General features: G+C 57.4%; 14 protein-coding genes, 1 tRNA gene and 1 pseudogene. 10 read left to right on the top strand and 6 right to left on the bottom strand.

All coding sequences use genetic code 11. The features are described from left to right. The 3 genes from AC1DUP_RS09915 to AC1DUP_RS09925 all read left to right on the top strand — a co-directional run bounded on the left by AC1DUP_RS09915 (position 1) and on the right by AC1DUP_RS09925 (position 3,700). Positions 1–1,350: an HlyD family type I secretion periplasmic adaptor subunit gene (locus AC1DUP_RS09915; RefSeq protein WP_477832553.1), complete on the top strand. Its 1,350-nt coding sequence runs from the start codon at positions 1–3 to the stop codon at positions 1,348–1,350. Positions 1,351–1,429: 79 nt separating this feature from the next. Next, positions 1,430–1,918: a hypothetical protein gene (locus AC1DUP_RS09920; RefSeq protein ID WP_113298038.1), complete on the top strand. Its 489-nt coding sequence runs from the start codon at positions 1,430–1,432 to the stop codon at positions 1,916–1,918. Positions 1,919–2,053: 135 nt separating this feature from the next. Continuing rightward, complete coding sequence (locus tag AC1DUP_RS09925; RefSeq protein ID WP_477832554.1) at positions 2,054–3,700, top strand: GNAT family N-acetyltransferase; 1,647 nt, start codon at positions 2,054–2,056, stop codon at positions 3,698–3,700. 64 nt (positions 3,701–3,764) lie between these two features. Here the strand turns inward: AC1DUP_RS09925 and AC1DUP_RS09930 are convergent, their stop codons facing one another. From AC1DUP_RS09930 to AC1DUP_RS09950, 5 genes are all read right to left on the bottom strand, one after another. Further along, a complete protein-coding gene (locus AC1DUP_RS09930) occupies positions 3,765–4,541 on the bottom strand; it encodes an anti-sigma factor family protein (RefSeq protein ID WP_477832555.1) in 777 nt (258 codons plus the stop codon). Continuing rightward, the gene (locus tag AC1DUP_RS09935) at positions 4,538–5,065 is read right to left on the bottom strand and encodes an RNA polymerase sigma factor (protein ID WP_115036000.1); all 528 of its coding nucleotides are present in this window, start codon (positions 5,063–5,065) and stop codon (positions 4,538–4,540) included. The genes AC1DUP_RS09930 and AC1DUP_RS09935 overlap by 4 nt, the downstream gene beginning before the upstream one ends. A gap of 62 nt (positions 5,066–5,127) precedes the next feature. Beyond that, on the bottom strand, positions 5,128–6,585 hold the full coding sequence (locus AC1DUP_RS09940; protein WP_477832556.1) for a YncE family protein: 1,458 nt from the start codon (positions 6,583–6,585) through the stop codon (positions 5,128–5,130). A gap of 12 nt (positions 6,586–6,597) precedes the next feature. Continuing rightward, the gene (locus tag AC1DUP_RS09945) at positions 6,598–7,083 is read right to left on the bottom strand and encodes a DUF305 domain-containing protein (protein ID WP_477832557.1); all 486 of its coding nucleotides are present in this window, start codon (positions 7,081–7,083) and stop codon (positions 6,598–6,600) included. Between the two features lie 220 nt (positions 7,084–7,303). Further along, a complete protein-coding gene (locus tag AC1DUP_RS09950) occupies positions 7,304–7,465 on the bottom strand; it encodes a hypothetical protein (RefSeq protein WP_477832558.1) in 162 nt (53 codons plus the stop codon). Positions 7,466–7,801: 336 nt separating this feature from the next. Here AC1DUP_RS09950 and AC1DUP_RS09955 point away from each other — a divergent pair, with 336 nt between their 5' ends. From AC1DUP_RS09955 to AC1DUP_RS09985, 7 genes and pseudogenes are all read left to right on the top strand, one after another. Continuing rightward, the gene (locus AC1DUP_RS09955; RefSeq protein WP_115036649.1) at positions 7,802–8,962 is read left to right on the top strand and encodes an HlyD family secretion protein; all 1,161 of its coding nucleotides are present in this window, start codon (positions 7,802–7,804) and stop codon (positions 8,960–8,962) included. Continuing rightward, positions 8,955–10,526, top strand: a complete 1,572-nt coding sequence (locus AC1DUP_RS09960) for an MFS transporter (RefSeq protein WP_477832559.1) — start codon at positions 8,955–8,957, stop codon at positions 10,524–10,526. The genes AC1DUP_RS09955 and AC1DUP_RS09960 overlap by 8 nt, the downstream gene beginning before the upstream one ends. Before the next feature lie 79 nt (positions 10,527–10,605). Then, on the top strand, positions 10,606–11,547 hold the full coding sequence (locus tag AC1DUP_RS09965; protein ID WP_477832560.1) for an aldo/keto reductase: 942 nt from the start codon (positions 10,606–10,608) through the stop codon (positions 11,545–11,547). Between the two features lie 112 nt (positions 11,548–11,659). Beyond that, on the top strand, positions 11,660–12,217 hold the full coding sequence (locus AC1DUP_RS09970) for a TetR/AcrR family transcriptional regulator (RefSeq protein WP_477832561.1): 558 nt from the start codon (positions 11,660–11,662) through the stop codon (positions 12,215–12,217). A 136-nt stretch (positions 12,218–12,353) separates the two neighbouring features. Then, the gene (gene mug, locus AC1DUP_RS09975; protein ID WP_113298029.1) at positions 12,354–12,905 is read left to right on the top strand and encodes a G/U mismatch-specific DNA glycosylase; all 552 of its coding nucleotides are present in this window, start codon (positions 12,354–12,356) and stop codon (positions 12,903–12,905) included. 71 nt (positions 12,906–12,976) lie between these two features. Beyond that, positions 12,977–13,360 (top strand): annotated as a pseudogene (locus AC1DUP_RS09980) (nuclear transport factor 2-like protein). Positions 13,361–13,782: 422 nt separating this feature from the next. After that, entirely contained in the window at positions 13,783–14,406 is a 624-nt protein-coding gene (locus tag AC1DUP_RS09985) for a DUF1684 domain-containing protein (protein WP_477832562.1), read from the top strand. A gap of 328 nt (positions 14,407–14,734) precedes the next feature. Here the strand turns inward: AC1DUP_RS09985 and AC1DUP_RS09990 are convergent. Further along, positions 14,735–14,811 (bottom strand) — tRNA-Met (locus tag AC1DUP_RS09990). Positions 14,812–14,882: the final 71 nt, after the last annotated feature.

Consider the following 14,882-nt stretch of genomic DNA (forward strand, 5'->3'; position numbering starts at 1 on the left):
ATGGGAAAGAAGAAGCAGGAATCCACCGGGCCGGTGCAACTCGAATGGTATGGCGACGTGCCGCGCTCCATCCGTTTGCACAGCTTTGTCGGCCTGACTGTCCTTTTCTGCTCGTTCGGCGGTTTCGGATACTGGGGGGCAACCGCGCCGCTTGCCTCCGCCATCATCGCCCAGGGCAGCTTCGTGGCTACCGGCAACAACAAGGTCGTCCAGCACCTTGAAGGCGGCATCATCAAGGAAATGCTCGTCAGCGAAGGCGAGAGCGTCAAGGAGGGCGACGTCCTGGTCACTCTCGATCAAACAGCCGCCTTGACCAACGAGCGAATGCTGACGCTGAGGCGGCTGCGCCTGGAGGCAGTCGTCGGACGCCTCAGGGCCGAAGCACAGGGATCGCGCGAGTTCAAGCTTCCTGACATCGTCATGGCAGAGGCGAGCGACCCCGACATCAACGCCATCATCCAGAGCCAGAACGTCGTCTTCCACAGCAAGCAGGTCAAGCTCGAGGAGCAGCTCAACCTCATCGAGAAGAACATCAAATCGCTGGAATACCGCTTCGAAGGTTACAAGGGCCAGCGCGAGTCCTTCGAACGGCAACTGGCACTGCTTACGGATGAGCGAGATTCCAAGGCACGGCTGGTCAAGGTCGGCTACATGCGCAGGACCGACCTTCTGGCCATCGAGCGCGCCATTGCCGACGCGATGGGCGATATTTCACGACTGAACGGCGAACTGAACGAGAGCGAGGCGGAAATAGCCAAGTTCCGCCAGGAAGCTGTCATCGCCGTCAATTCCAACAAGCAGGCGGCGCTCGATGCACTGGAAACCGCCGAATCCGACCTCGACAGCGTACGTCAACAGATGCACGAAGCTGCCGGCGTTCTGGAGCGCACAGTCATCCGTTCGCCGGTGACAGGTACCGTTGTGCGCTCCTACTATCACACCGCCGGCGGCGTCATCACCACCGGAAAACCGATCATGGAAATCCTGCCGGCCCATGTGCCGCTGATCCTGGAGGCGCAGGTATTGCGTACCTCCATCGATCAGCTTCATGAGGGGCAGACGGCGGCAATCCGCCTGACCGCCCTCAACAGGCGCACCACGCCGGTTCTGGAAGGGAAGGTCTTCTATGTTTCGGCCGATTCCATCGAGGAAAATTCCGGCTTGTCCGTGAAGGACGTGTACATCGTGCGCGTACAGATCCCGGACTCGGAAATTGCACGCGTTCACAACTTCCATCCGGTTCCCGGCATGCCTGCTGAAGTGCTGATCCAGAGTTCGGAGCGCACCTTCTTCGAGTATCTGAGCAAGCCGATCGCCGACAGCATGTCGCGTGCGTTCAAGGAGCGCTGAGCGCAGGAAATCGCGACGCGCTGACGGAATGATCTGATATAGTCCATGTATCGTTAGCGTTGAAGCGGAGGAGTCCAGCATGCCGGCCATGTCTGATGTCTTATTGAGTGTTGGCCGGTTAAACTATGTCTGGACGAATACGGAAAGCCTGCTGATCTATATTATCGCCCATCTTCTCAAGGTGGAGAAGGAGGCGGCGATCGTGGTCTTCCTGACGCTTAATACGACGCGCGCGCGCATAGATCTCGTCGAGCGTCTCGCAAAGCTCACTTCGACGCCTGCTGCGGACCGCAAGGCCGTTCTCTCGGCCATGTCGCGCCTGAAGAAGGAATCGAAGATGCGCAACAAATACAACCACTGCATCTATTCCTTCGACGAAAAGGGCGAGATCTCCAGCACGCAGCTCATGCGGCTTGTCGAGGACGACAAGGAAATCCGCTACGGCAAGATCGAACAGATGGATGACCGGGAAATGGAGCTTCTGGATAAATCGATCGGCGAGATCGTCAATATCAGCAAGGCGCTCTGGGCTTTCATCCATGCGAGCCCGCGGATTGTGGCACTCTAGCATTGCAGGCCGAAAGCGCGGCTGCGGACTAATCCCATTTCGCGCCGATGAATCACCCGGACGGTTTATTTGAAGATCGATATTCCCCACTAGACTGAAATATCCCGAATTGCGTACGGAGTATTGGGAGGGGGCATGCACATCGATATCATTGATACCGTAGCCGGCTACGAGGCCGTTCGCGACAACTGGGATCAGGTCTATCGGGACGATCCGGATGCCCAACATTTCCTCTCCTGGACATGGCTCAGAGACTTTCTTGGGCGTCGCGGCCGTTGGTTCGTCCTGGCGCTGCGCGAGCGGCAGCCGGATGCTCCCTATGTCGCCTTTTTGCCGCTGAGATTGCTCACGAAACTCGATGAGCAGAGCGGGCTTTTCTACGATGAAATCGTCATGGGCGGAAATTATTCGGCCGACTATACCGGCTTCATCGTCATGCCTGGCTACGAACAAAAAGCTATCGACGGCTTTGCCGCCTACCTCAAACAGCAGAACTGGACGCATCTCCGGCTGGAGCATTTCAGCGGGCCACCGGAACGGCGGGAGAAGATGATCCTGGCAGTTCAAGGGCCGCTCGTCATGTTCCGTGACAACGTCCCAACCAGCCATGATAATATCGACAATACGATCTGCCCGGTCGTCATTCTGCCTGCAAGTTGGGACGACTATCTGGAGCGGAAGATGAGCAGCCAGACGCGCCAGAAGCTGCGCCGCTTCCTGCGCAAGCTCGACGGCGACGAAGGCTACCGGATCACGATGGCAACGCCCGAGACCATTGACCGCGACCTCACCATTCTCTTTGATTTCTGGCGCATGCGATGGACGGAGCGCAAAGGACCGGAACGGACGGAGCGGCTCATCAATTCTACCCGCGAAATGCTGATGGACTGCTTCAAGAACGGCACACTCGACGTTCCGGTCTTCTGGTTCGGCGAGCAGCCGCTCGGCGCGCTCGCCAATATCATCGACCGCCCGAAAAAGACGATCCTTTTCTATATCACCGGTCGTGACGAGAAATGGAAAACGCCGTCTCCCGGTCTCGTCCTGCATGGATATTGCATCCGCCGTGCGATCGAAGGCGGCTTCCGATTCTATGATTTCCTGCGCGGAAACGAACCTTACAAATATGTCTTCGGCGCTGACGAGCGACGGATCAGCTATACGCTCTTCAGGACCCGCGATGGGCGCAATCTCGGCGGCGTTCTGCATCCGCGCAGCGTCAACTATGTCTACGAGCAAGCACTCGAAATGTATCGAAAGGGGGAGAAGGGAAAAGCCGAGATCGTCTTCGCCCAGGTTCTGCAATCCTCGCCGGGCCATGTCGGTGCCGAATTTGGCCTTGCCAACCTGCTCTTCGATCGGGGAAAGCTGACCGAAGCCCTTGCCGCCTATCAGTCGCTGCTGGAGCGCACCGCCGAGCCACTGCCGATTGCGCTTCGCCTTGGAGATACGCAACTGGCGCTGAAACTCTATGAGGATGCAGCCGTAACCTTCCGTCGCATCGGCGAGCAGGCGCCCCATGTGGTGCAGGCCCGCTACAAGGAAGGCATCGCCCTCATCGCAACACGCCGCCTTACGCAAGCCGAGACGGTCCTTGCAGCGATCCAGGATATCCATACCGACGATCCGGCTACTATTCCCTATACCGAGCTTGCTTCCGTGGCGCTTGAGCGTCTACGCCAGCATAATGCGGCATTGGCTGCCGATGAACAGATCCCTCAAGGCATGATGGGGTTGCCTGGAAGGCGCGGCGGCGAGAAACGCCGTCCCCGCATGCACTAAATATGCATGTTGTTACCGCAAGACCCTGCACACTTTGCGCAACATGCGTTCGGCATGACAGAGTTCAGACGCCGGTTTCGGTCTGGTGCCTGATATCATCGGCGAGAGGATGCAAGGTATCGGCCGGCAGGACGCCGACCAGGCTGTAACCCATGCCGCCGGACGCCCAGCTCCAGCCCTCAACATTGCCCTGCGCATGCGGCGCCAGGGGTTTGTTCTGATCGGCGAGCATTGGCCGCGTCAGCATAACGAGACGCGTTCCCCGGTCATCATCATACATCAGCATCAACCCGGCGCCATGAGACGTCGCGATCATCCTGCCGCCCATCAGACGATAGCCCGACTTGGAAAGATCCGGCAGCACCGGCTTACGGCCCATTCGTTCGGTCGCCCAGTCAACAAGCTCGACCATCTTGTCGGCGCGAAGCTCGACCGGCCTCGTCCTGTCGGACGCATAAGTAGCAAAGCTGTCGGCTGCTTCATCGGCCAGCGCCACCATGCCCTCGGTCGATTGCCTGTACATGCCATGCAACATCCAGCCACCCGAACCGCCAGCAATCAGAAGAAACACGGCGGCGGCGGCCATGCGCCAGAAGGGTAGCCGGCTTTTCTTACGCATATCCACCAGGTGGCTCAGGTTCAGTCGGCTTGGAACCGGTTCTTCCGCCACCGGGTTGAGCACGGCCCGCAGATCCAGCCGTTGCCTGCCGTAGCTGTCGATTCGCGCAGCGATTTCGGGATGGGTTTCAAGGTAGACAGCAACCTCGACTTCACGCACCTCGTCGAGCGCGCCGTCCACAAAGCCGTGAAGATCATCCTCGGTTATTGGTTTTACGCTCATTTTACTCTCCGAAGATGGGCGTATGGCCCCTGCACTGTCTGCCCCGGGTTCTCCAATATCTGACGCAGCCGCTCACGCGCCCGCGACAGGCGCGACATGACAGTGCCAATCGGAATGGACAGGACTTCCGCCGCTTGCGAATAGGACAGATCCTCGACCGACACCAGCAGCAGAACGCTTCGCTGCTCCTCGGGAAGCTGCTCCAGCGCCTGAATTACATCGCGACGTATCAGATTGTCTTCCTGTGTCGGTTGCCGGGCAAAGGCGCTTTCGTCCACCTTTTCAAAGGGCAGATGTTCGCCACGGCGTGCGGTCTGCTTCAACCGGTTGACCGCCAGATTGTGAAGGATGGCGAACACCCAGGTGCGCGGATCGTCGTTTCGGCGATGATGCCAATGGGCGATAACCCGCTCCAGGCAATCTTGGACGAGATCGTCGGCTGCCGTCGCATCCCGCAGCAGTCCACGGGCATAGCGGCGGAGTGCCGGTATCATTGGTTCGACGAGCTGCAGAATGTCACTCATGAGAGGCTTACCTTCAGAAGCTTCCGCCCGCCACCCTATCACAGCCGGCGGGCTGAACGGATTTACTTCGCCTGGATCTGGACGACGTCACCCGGCCCTTTATCCCCTGCCGCAGCGACAACGAGATAGCGGCGCTCAGCCTTCTCGCTGCTCTGGATGATTTGTCGGATGGGGCCGACCGCGTTGACGATGGCCGAGCCGGCCGGATTCGTCATGAAGGAAGCCAGAGGCTGAAGATCACCCGTACCGTCGGCCCGCGTGGAGAGCGCAAGAATGTAGGGCTTCTTTGGTTCCAGACCCGTCACGGACGCCTGCAACACCTGCGACAGGCCTTGATCGAAAAGAGAGACACTGGTTGGAGCAATGCCATCCTGCTTTGACCTGGGCGCCTGCAGGGCAAGATGCGCCACCTGGCCGGCAATACCGAGCGGCTGGAGGTTCTGCATGCCGTCGCCCTCAGGGACTGCGTCTGGGACATAGTTGACGGCCTGTGGCGCCTGGCCGATCGGTATCGTGGCAATCACCTTGTTCGTCAGCGTGTCGACCACTGCGAGCGCGTCGGCGTTTTCGAGGCCTACATAGACGCGCGTGCCATCGCCTGATGGCCACACACCGTGCGGAAGATTACCGACCGGGATCGTCGCGACCTGTTCGAAATTATCCGTCCGGTAGACCTTCACCTGGTTGAGGCCACCAACGGTGATGTAGGCAAAGTCGCCATTGGTGTTGTGAACGATGTTGACGTGATTGGTGATCGGCCCGGTATCGATCGTCTTGATGAGATCAAAAGGCGCGTCAGCGTCGAAGACCTGCGTTTTGCCGATATCCTTCAGAGTGAACCAAACCTGCTTGCCATCAGGCGTCGCCGCAATGTTGGGGCAAAAGGGGCTTTCCTGCTTGATGTGGCCAACGATCTGATGATCGGCGACGGAAACGACGACGGTCTCCGGATTGAACGAGGAACAAATATAGCCGTATCTGCCATCCGGCGAGAATATCTGCATGCCCGGTCCGGCCGGCACCTTGATCTGCAGCTTCTCCCTGTAGGTATGCGCGTCGATGACCGAAATGTAATCCTCTCCGCGAACGGTGACCCAGACTTCGTTGCCATCGGGCGTAAAAAATGCCTCATGCGGCGAGCGGCCCACATAGGTGGTGTGCCTCACGGCGTTGGTCGCCGTATCGATGAACGTCACCGAATTCGAGCCGATCGAAACGACAGCCAATGTCTTGTGATCGGGCGAAAAGCCCATGCCGTGGACCAGGATCTGCCCCCGGTAGAGCGGACTCAAATTGCCCGGCTGCGGATCGCCGAGACGGATAACGCCGAGCAACTTATTGGTGGATGGATCGGTGACTGAAACCGTATTCGAGAATTGTTCGGCCGCATAGACGCGATCCCTGCCGCTGATCGGGATATCCGGATCGGAGGCCGCACTCGGCGCCTGTCCGGCAAAGCTCGCTGATGGCGCCAGCATCGTGCCGGCGAAAAGGCTGAGGGCGAGAAGGCTAGACTTCATAACGGGGTCCTTTCAATTGCCCATTTTCATGTTCGGATCCGTAGCCGGCATCATCGACATGCCGGCTCCAGAAGAGCGGGGATTCTGCGGGGAAACTTGTGTCGGTGCCGGCTCCGAAGGCGGAAGAGGATCGCCGAGAGCCAGCCGCATCGCGGCGATTTCCTGCTGCTGATCGACGATGATTTCCTGGGCTATGCGCTTAAGCTGCTCATTGCTGCCATAACGCAGATAGGTCTGCGCCATATCGATCGCGCCCTGATGGTGAGGGATCATCATCTCGACGAAATCCCTGCTGACGTCGCCTGTTGGCTTGACCGCCATGTCGTTCATCATGCTCGCCATGGCTGCATCGTTTTCCGCCAGGAACGGCGTCTCGTCGGTAACCGGGGAGGTAGTGTGTTCATGCGATGCTGAATCGTCCGCAAACGCGGAAACGGACAGGATCACCAAGATCGATGCCGCCAGGGGAAGGGATGTTTCTCGAGGAAAGACGTTCATGCGGGCTCCTTGTCATGCAGAGCGGTTTCATGAACGTAGACAACGGAGCTGGCGATTTATTCCGCTACGGTTTTTCGAGGATCAGATAAATTTTGGCGTGTGGCAGGCTGCGGTAGCTCAGACGATGGCGTGGTAGCCTCCCGCGACAGGAATAAGCCCGCGATGTAGCGGCCCGAACGTCACTTGTTGAGCTTTGGTTTATTGGGGATGGCCTGCTCGGTTAGGCTTTTACTTTGGTCGCCTGTTTTTTCGGCAGATCGATCTTTTGCCTGCTCCTTACGTCGGTGGCGAGCATCTGTCCCGCTTCGTCGGCTTGCGCCTTGTCGGTGGGGCTTGTTTTGCCCTGCGCTAGAACGTCGAAAGGCCCGCAGGTTTTGACCATGCGGGCTTTTTGTTTGTTAGCTCGATATGGAAGATTGGTTGCGGGGCCTGATGGCATGGAGACTTGTAGATTTGGGGCCTTGAAAAGGCCTGCGTTACTGGCGCCCTGCCAGCTTCGTCCTATGCTTTGACGTGAAACTTGCGCCTGTGGGCTCCCGATTTCTCTTTGCCATCTTATCGACGGCTGGTCTGACGGGAATGACGCCCGAGCCACAAACGCTCGCGTCGTCGCCAAAAATTTTCGATCCACTTTTTACCAAACTTGACGAAACGATACGTATCGTCCATATAAAGTGCACCTACTGTTTTTTTAAGATTGAAAGCAACGGTGAAGAACATGGCCGTCTTGAATGAAAACCACCCGGGTACGCAACTCGCACGGTCCGGCAATGTGACAGCGTTAATCTCCGGCGCCCCGGAAAATACCGTGGCTCCGGTTCATTCGCCGATCAGATCGTTGATCGTACCTGGCACTGCAATCCTCATCGCACTGACTGCGATTGTTGCTGCCGGAGCAAACTGGGACTCTTGGGTCGCGAACCGGGCCGTTCAATCAACAGATGACGCCGCTATAATTGCCGACGTGTCTGCGATAAGTACTCGCGTAAGCGGCGCAGTGCAGGCGATCGCGGTTGGCGACTATGCCCACGTCAAGGCCGGAGACCTTCTGTTCTCGATTGATCGTGCGCAATATGAAATCGCATTGCTTTCATCGAAGGCCAAGCTCGCTGCGGCGCGTGCACACCTCCAAAACAATGATAGCCAACGTGCGTTTCAGCTCGCGCAAGTCGATGTTGCAGTCGCGCAGCAGCAAGCGTCTGCTGCCGACGAGGTTCAGACAAGCAAGGAGATGGAACGTCAGCTGAAACTGACTGGCGATATTCGCGCAAGTTCAATTCAGACGCTGGAGAAGGCAACTGCAGCTCATGAGCGTGCTCTCGCCAATACGAAGATGAACGGAGCGGTGGTGAACGCGCAGAGAGCCCAGCTTGATGTGCTTGCCAAGCAACGAGAAGCCTTGATTGCGGATGTCGATTTAGCCGCTGCAGAAGTGGCCGCGAACGAACTGGAGTTGGGCTATACGGAGATCCGCGCGCCCTTTGATGGAGTCGTTGCAAAACGCAATGTCCAGCTCGGCGCGTATGTCACAGCTGGAACGAGCCTGATCTCCGTCGTGCCGCTGCCGCAAGTCTACGTTCTGGCCAACTACAAGGAAAATCAACTGGCTCGGGTTCGGGAGGGGCAGGATGTCGATATATCGGTCGATATGCTGCCTGGAGAGAACCTTCACGGGACGGTCTCCAAAATCTCGCCGGCGAGCGGATCGACCTTCGCACTGCTTCCGGCGGACAATGCCACCGGGAATTTTACCAAGGTCGCTCAACGTCTGACGGTACGCATCGAACTCGATCCTCACCAGGCAAACTATGATCGCCTCCGTCCTGGCATGTCGGTCGTAACCCGGATCGCCACAGGGGAAGGAGAAAGTCATGGCTGAGAATGTCTCGTCCCGACAGGATCTCGCCCGACAGGGGTTTGTTGCGATCGCCGTGTTAATGGCATCGATTTTGACCGCTCTTGACCTTCGTATGTTCGGCATCGGGCTTGCGGATCTGCGAGGCGCATTTGGCCTGAGTTCCGACGAGGGTTCCTGGCTTGGGACCTTCGCCACGGCTCCGCAGGTTCTTGTTGCTCCGTGCGTAGGGTGGATGATCGCCGTCTTCGGGGTAAGAAGGGTGTTGGCTGGACCGACTGTCGTTTACTCCACCGCATCCATTCTCATCCCCTATTGTCAGAGCTTCGAGGTACTCATTTCGCTGCATGCGATCAGGGCCGCGATGATGGGAATGTTTGTCGGTGCGACCATGATGACGGCGTTTCGAAACCTCGATCGCAGGTACTGGATCGTAGCACTTGCGTTCTACGTCATTCGGATCCCGTTCTCGCAGAACCTCGGCCTCTACACGGCAGGGAGCTACGCTCAGAGCATAGGCTGGCAATGGATATATTGGCAGGGTGCGATCGTTGCGCCTATCATCGGCATGCTGTTCTGGTTTGGCGCAAAACCGGTCGAAGTCGATCGAGCGCTTCTCAAACGGGGCGACTGGGGCGGCATGATGATCTTCGGCGTTTCACTAACGACGCTCTACTTTGGGCTCGATCAGGGGAACCGGCTGGATTGGTTTCAATCCGGCTACGTTATCGCTATGCTTGGCGCGGCCGCTTTTCTCGCCGGCGTCTTTCTGTGGCACGAGTCCCGCGTCGCAAATCCCTGGGCGCATGTTTCCGTCCTGTTGTCGAGAAACATAGCTCTCGGTTTTGTTGCCATCTTCTGTTTTATGACCGCCAGCCTCGGAAGTTCGCTGCTGAAGCCAAACTTTCTGGTGACTGTCGCGCATTTGCGCCCGGAACAGATTGGTGACTTCTCAGGCCCTTGCGCGATCCTGCTGCTTGCCGGCGCGACGGTCACGGCGGTAGCACTGGTGCGGATAGTCAAACAGCGCTTTGCATTGATAATAGGGTTTTGCTGTTTTGCTCTGTCCGCCTGGCTCGGAACGCAGTTGACCAGCCAGTGGTCTCTGCCGGAATTCAAGCTCATCGGCATTCTGCAGACATTTGGCGAAGAGATCGTCTTCCTTGCCGCCGTTGCCACCTTGCTCAGCAACGTCAATCCGGCGCGCGTCATCGCCCTCACCGCCTACGTGCAGGTCGTTCGGCTGATGTGTTCGGAGACGGTGGGAGCGATCATGGCGACTTGGATACGCCAGCGCGAGCAGTTGCACTCCTATCTCATCGGGCTCCACGTCACGAGCCCGACGCGCGGACTGGGTTCGATGTTGCTTGTGTTAGGCCACGGATCGGGATCTTCTGGCACACAGGCAAGCGATGCGAAGTTGGGCATTGGCTTGCTGGCTGGTATCGTGCAGCGGGAAGCGAACGTCCAGGCTTACATCGATGGCTTTTGGTGTACGTTTCTGGCCGCCATCCTGGGGTTGCTCGTCGTCTCGCTGATGACCAAGTCGCCAGCGCATCCGCTCACCACCCAGACTCTGTTCTCGTGACCTCAGCTACCCAGACCAGCTCGACATCGAACTGTCCAAAGTGTTTCACCGCCTCGAACTCGAAGATGGGAGATAGAAAATGACAAACTCCGACTTATTTCGCCACCGGACAATTGGTCTTTCCAACGGAGATACCGCCATTCCGGCTGTGGGATTTGGGACACTAATCCCTGATCCCGTCGCGGCAAAAGAGGCCGTTCTGACGGCACTGAAGGTCGGGTTTCGGCATTTCGATTGCGCGGAAAGGTATCGCAACGAACAGGTTGTCGGAGAAGCGCTGCAGGAAGCGTTCGCCGCAGGCATTGTTCAACGAGAAGACCTCTTCATCACGACCAAGCTATGGAACACCAATCACCGTCCGGCACGGGTGAAACCCGCCTTCGAGGCGAGCTGCCGCCGATTGCAGGTCGACTACATCGATTGCTATCTCATTCACACCCCTTTCGCCTTTCAAGCTGGCGATGACCAGGACCCGAGAGACGAGCACGGCCAGGTCATTTACGATTCCGGCGTAACGCTGATCGAGACATGGCGCGCGCTGGAAGGTCTCGTTGACAGTGGCCGCTGCAAGTCGATCGGGCTATCGGATGTGACGCTGAAAACGCTACGGGAAATCGTTGCAGTCGCACGGATCAAGCCCGCCGTCGTCCAGGTCGAATCGCACCCCTATCTGCCGGAATGGGAAATGCTGGAATTCTGCCAAGAGCATGGAGTAGTCCTGCTTGCCTTTGCGCCCCTGGGTCACAACATGGAACCCAACCTGCTGGACGATCCCGTCATTAAAGCCATCGCGGCACGTCTCGGCAAGACACCGGCACAGGCCGCGCTGGCCTGGGCGGTGCAGCGAGGCACCGCGTTTCTAACAACTTCAAAGACGCCACATCGAATTGAAGAGAACTTTGACATCTCGGCTCTGCCTGAAGATGCAATGCGGGAGATGCGAGACGGGATCAAGACCAACATCCGCTTCAACAGCGTGGTGGAGACCGGTGTACCCGGCTTCATACCTCAAGTCCGGTAGATATCCGGTAGACGGATATTCGCATTCCCGGTGTTGATCGACCCCCGCGAGTCAAGCTAGGCCATTCAACATGATGATAAAGCACTCTGCCCCTCAAAAGAAGCGGACCTCGGTGGGGTCTCGTCGTAGTCCGGAAGCTGAAGCCGCCGTACTGGCGGCAGCCAAGGAGCTTATTGCGGAGAAAGGCTACGCCGGGTTTTCCGTCGATGAAGTGGCACGCCGTGCCGGAGCAGGAAAAACGACGATTTATCGGTGGTACCCCACGAAAGCGGATCTGTTTCTTGCGATCTATGCCACCGAACGCTCGACTTTCGTCCTGATCCCTGACACGGGAAACCTCGTCGAGGATCTTGTGCAATACACCACGAGCCTATGGCGGTTTTGGGCGTCACAGCCCGCCGGAGCCGCTTTGCGCGGCCTGATTGCCGAGGCGCAGGGTACTGCGGAGGCTTTGAGTGCCCTACGTGACCGGTTTCTGCCCGAGCGCACTGCCGATGTGAAGAAGATCATGATGGACGCGGCCTCTCGCGGCGAGATCCGTGCCGAAGAAGTCGGTGACAAGGTTTCGCTATGGGTCGGCTATAGTTGGCTTCGGCTTCTCACCCGCGAGTTGGATCGGGAGGATGGGATCTCCCCCGTGATGCGCCAGATTGCGGGCGTGCGAGCGTGATTGCTACTATAGTCATCATCGCAGCGGCATAGCCACTGTTTTGGGAAACCATGGCGGCGCAGATACGCAACTTGGTCAAAAGCAGCTTTCGGTATAGTGCAGCCGAGGGATATGCGTCAGGCTAGGAGACCCGGGAATGCCATCCATTGCAGGTTTTGGCAAAGCTGTTTCCGTCGACGCGGCGGAAGTGATTGGACCACCAGAGATCCTCGCGCCGGGGTTATCCGTCATCTTCTGTGGGCTAAATCCCGCGCTTTCAGCTGCGCGTGACGGGCACAATTTTTCCCACCGGGGCAACCGCTTCTGGCCGGTTCTCCATCTTGCCGGTTTTACGCCACGCCAATTGGCAGCAAACGAAGAGCGGGAACTTCTGGCTTATGGCCTGGGCCTGACTTCCGCTGTGGCAAGGCCAACGAAAAGTGCAGGTGAGCTCAAAAGGCACGATTATCTCAGTGCTGCTCCCGCCCTCGAAAACAAGATAAGGACATTTGCGCCTGCTACACTCGCCTTCCTGGGAAAGGCGGCATATGCAGCGATCAATAACGACGCGTCGATCAATTGGGGCAGGCAGCCAGATCTTTTTGCTGGAGCCTCAGTCTGGGTCTTGCCAAATCCCAGCGGACTGAACAGGGCCTTCGACCTGGTACGGTTGGTGGAACACTACCGCGAACTCTGTCTCAGCCGGTGAAGCGACCATCAAGCGACAGAATGAATGGGAGCTTACCAAGACTACAAGCGCGGGCTCTCGGGAGGAGCTAGATGGAAGAACAACTCATAAAAGAAGCCCTAGAGCTGCATTGGAAAGCGTCGGACGCGGGTGACTTTGTCACCGAACACGAGATTTACGATGAAGATGCCGTGCTGGATTACCCACAATCGGGCGAGCGTATTCGTGGTCGGTCGAACATTGAATCGAGTCGGGTCGCATAACCGAACACAAAACGGTTTGCTGTTCGGCGAATCTCAGGCGCCCGCACGCTCTGGGTAACGGAATATACGCTCTTCTATGACGGCAGGCCGTCTTACGTCGTCAGCATTATGGAACTCCAGAAGGGGCTTGTTGTCCGCGAAACACAATACTTTTCGGACGGCTTCGAGCCCTCGCCCTCGCGCGCGCAGTTTATCGAGAGGCCGAGTGACTAAATTTCCGAACTTCCCAGGAATGGCGCATCAAGAACGGCACTTTTTATCGAGTTTTTTCGTCGCTGCAGTACGTGACACTCACAGAACCGATCGGGTCACCTCCGCTCTTGGAGGCAATTGGTCATCATCAATCCCTATCAACTGGGACGCCTTGATGGGATTTGAACCCACGGCTTTCCAAGCTTTTGCCGAGGTTGTTGTTTCACCTCATGCTGCGTCAGCCTGACAAATCCAAAGCCGCATGTCTCCCTGCGCAACGGGACGGAACGGGACTTTTGGCTGTGGACTCGTCGTGTGGCGCAATAGGATTCGGCAGGAGCATGACGACGGTATCGTAAGCAGGAAATATATAGCAATTGTACCGAAAAAATGGACAGGATTGACGCAGGCCCCGGCAAACCGGCGACAAGAAAGGATATCAGATGACAGAAGCTGAACAACTTTGGGACTGGCGGCAGAAGATCGCCGACCTTTACTACGCGATACGTTCCAACTCGGACGTCGTCGCTGCCTGGCACCTCTGGTGCGACACGCGGACATCTCTGTTCCTCGATCATTCTCAGTCGCCAATTGAAGTGGGGGAACGCCAAGCGTTCAAAGGACCGACAACATTTCCGTATGACCCCTCATTGCGCCTGACGGTACGGCTTGAGCCTGTGATGCCGGAAGAGATGACAGTTGAAACTGGAGCGGATGGCGACCTGTCGATATGTTCGTTTGCACGTACTGAGGGTCTCATGACCAGATTGGGTGGTGAATTGACGCTTTACTGGATCCAGGGATATGGCGGTGGCGTCTTCCTGCCTTTTGTCGACGCGACTTCAGGCACCGAGACATATGGTGGTGGACGATATCTCCTCGACACAATCAAGGGAGCGGACCTGGGAGCTGCCGGCCCAGATGGAACATTGGTCCTTGATTTCAACTTCTCCTATTTTCCTTCGTGCGCTTATTCCTCGCGCTATGTGTGCCCGTTGGCACCATCAGGAAATCGATTGAGTGGCGCGGTAAGAGCTGGAGAACGGCATCCGATTTCGAAAGCGTGACCCTCTAGCCTTGCAGCACCGAGTTCCCGGCAAATGCAGGAATGGTAACGCATCGCCCGCCCACATCTTGCGCCTGCATTACCTCTACCGTTTCAGAGCGGGCTACGGTTCGGAGCCCTGCTATCAAGATGCTTTCGAACAAAGAGCTTCGTTTCATGACGGATCTTTTATCCTCAGGGATGCCTCCGATTTAACCGCCTCCCCGCTTGACGTCTTATCTCGTCGTACTGGCTGGCTGCCAAAGTTTATGCGAAGGGCGAGAAACGCAGATAGCCCCACGGATGGGGATGTTTGTCATGTCGTTGCTGTTTGTATGTGTGATGTGATTTGGTTGCGGGGGCAGGATTTGAACCTGCGGCCTTCAGGTTATGAGCCTGACGAGCTACCGGGCTGCTCCACCCCGCGTTATCCAGGCGACGCTAGCGTCGTCCGTCCAGGTATTTTGCCTATTGGCAAAATGCCGATTTGCACAAATC

The sequence above is a fragment of the Rhizobium sp. 01L419 genome, assembly GCF_056400025.1.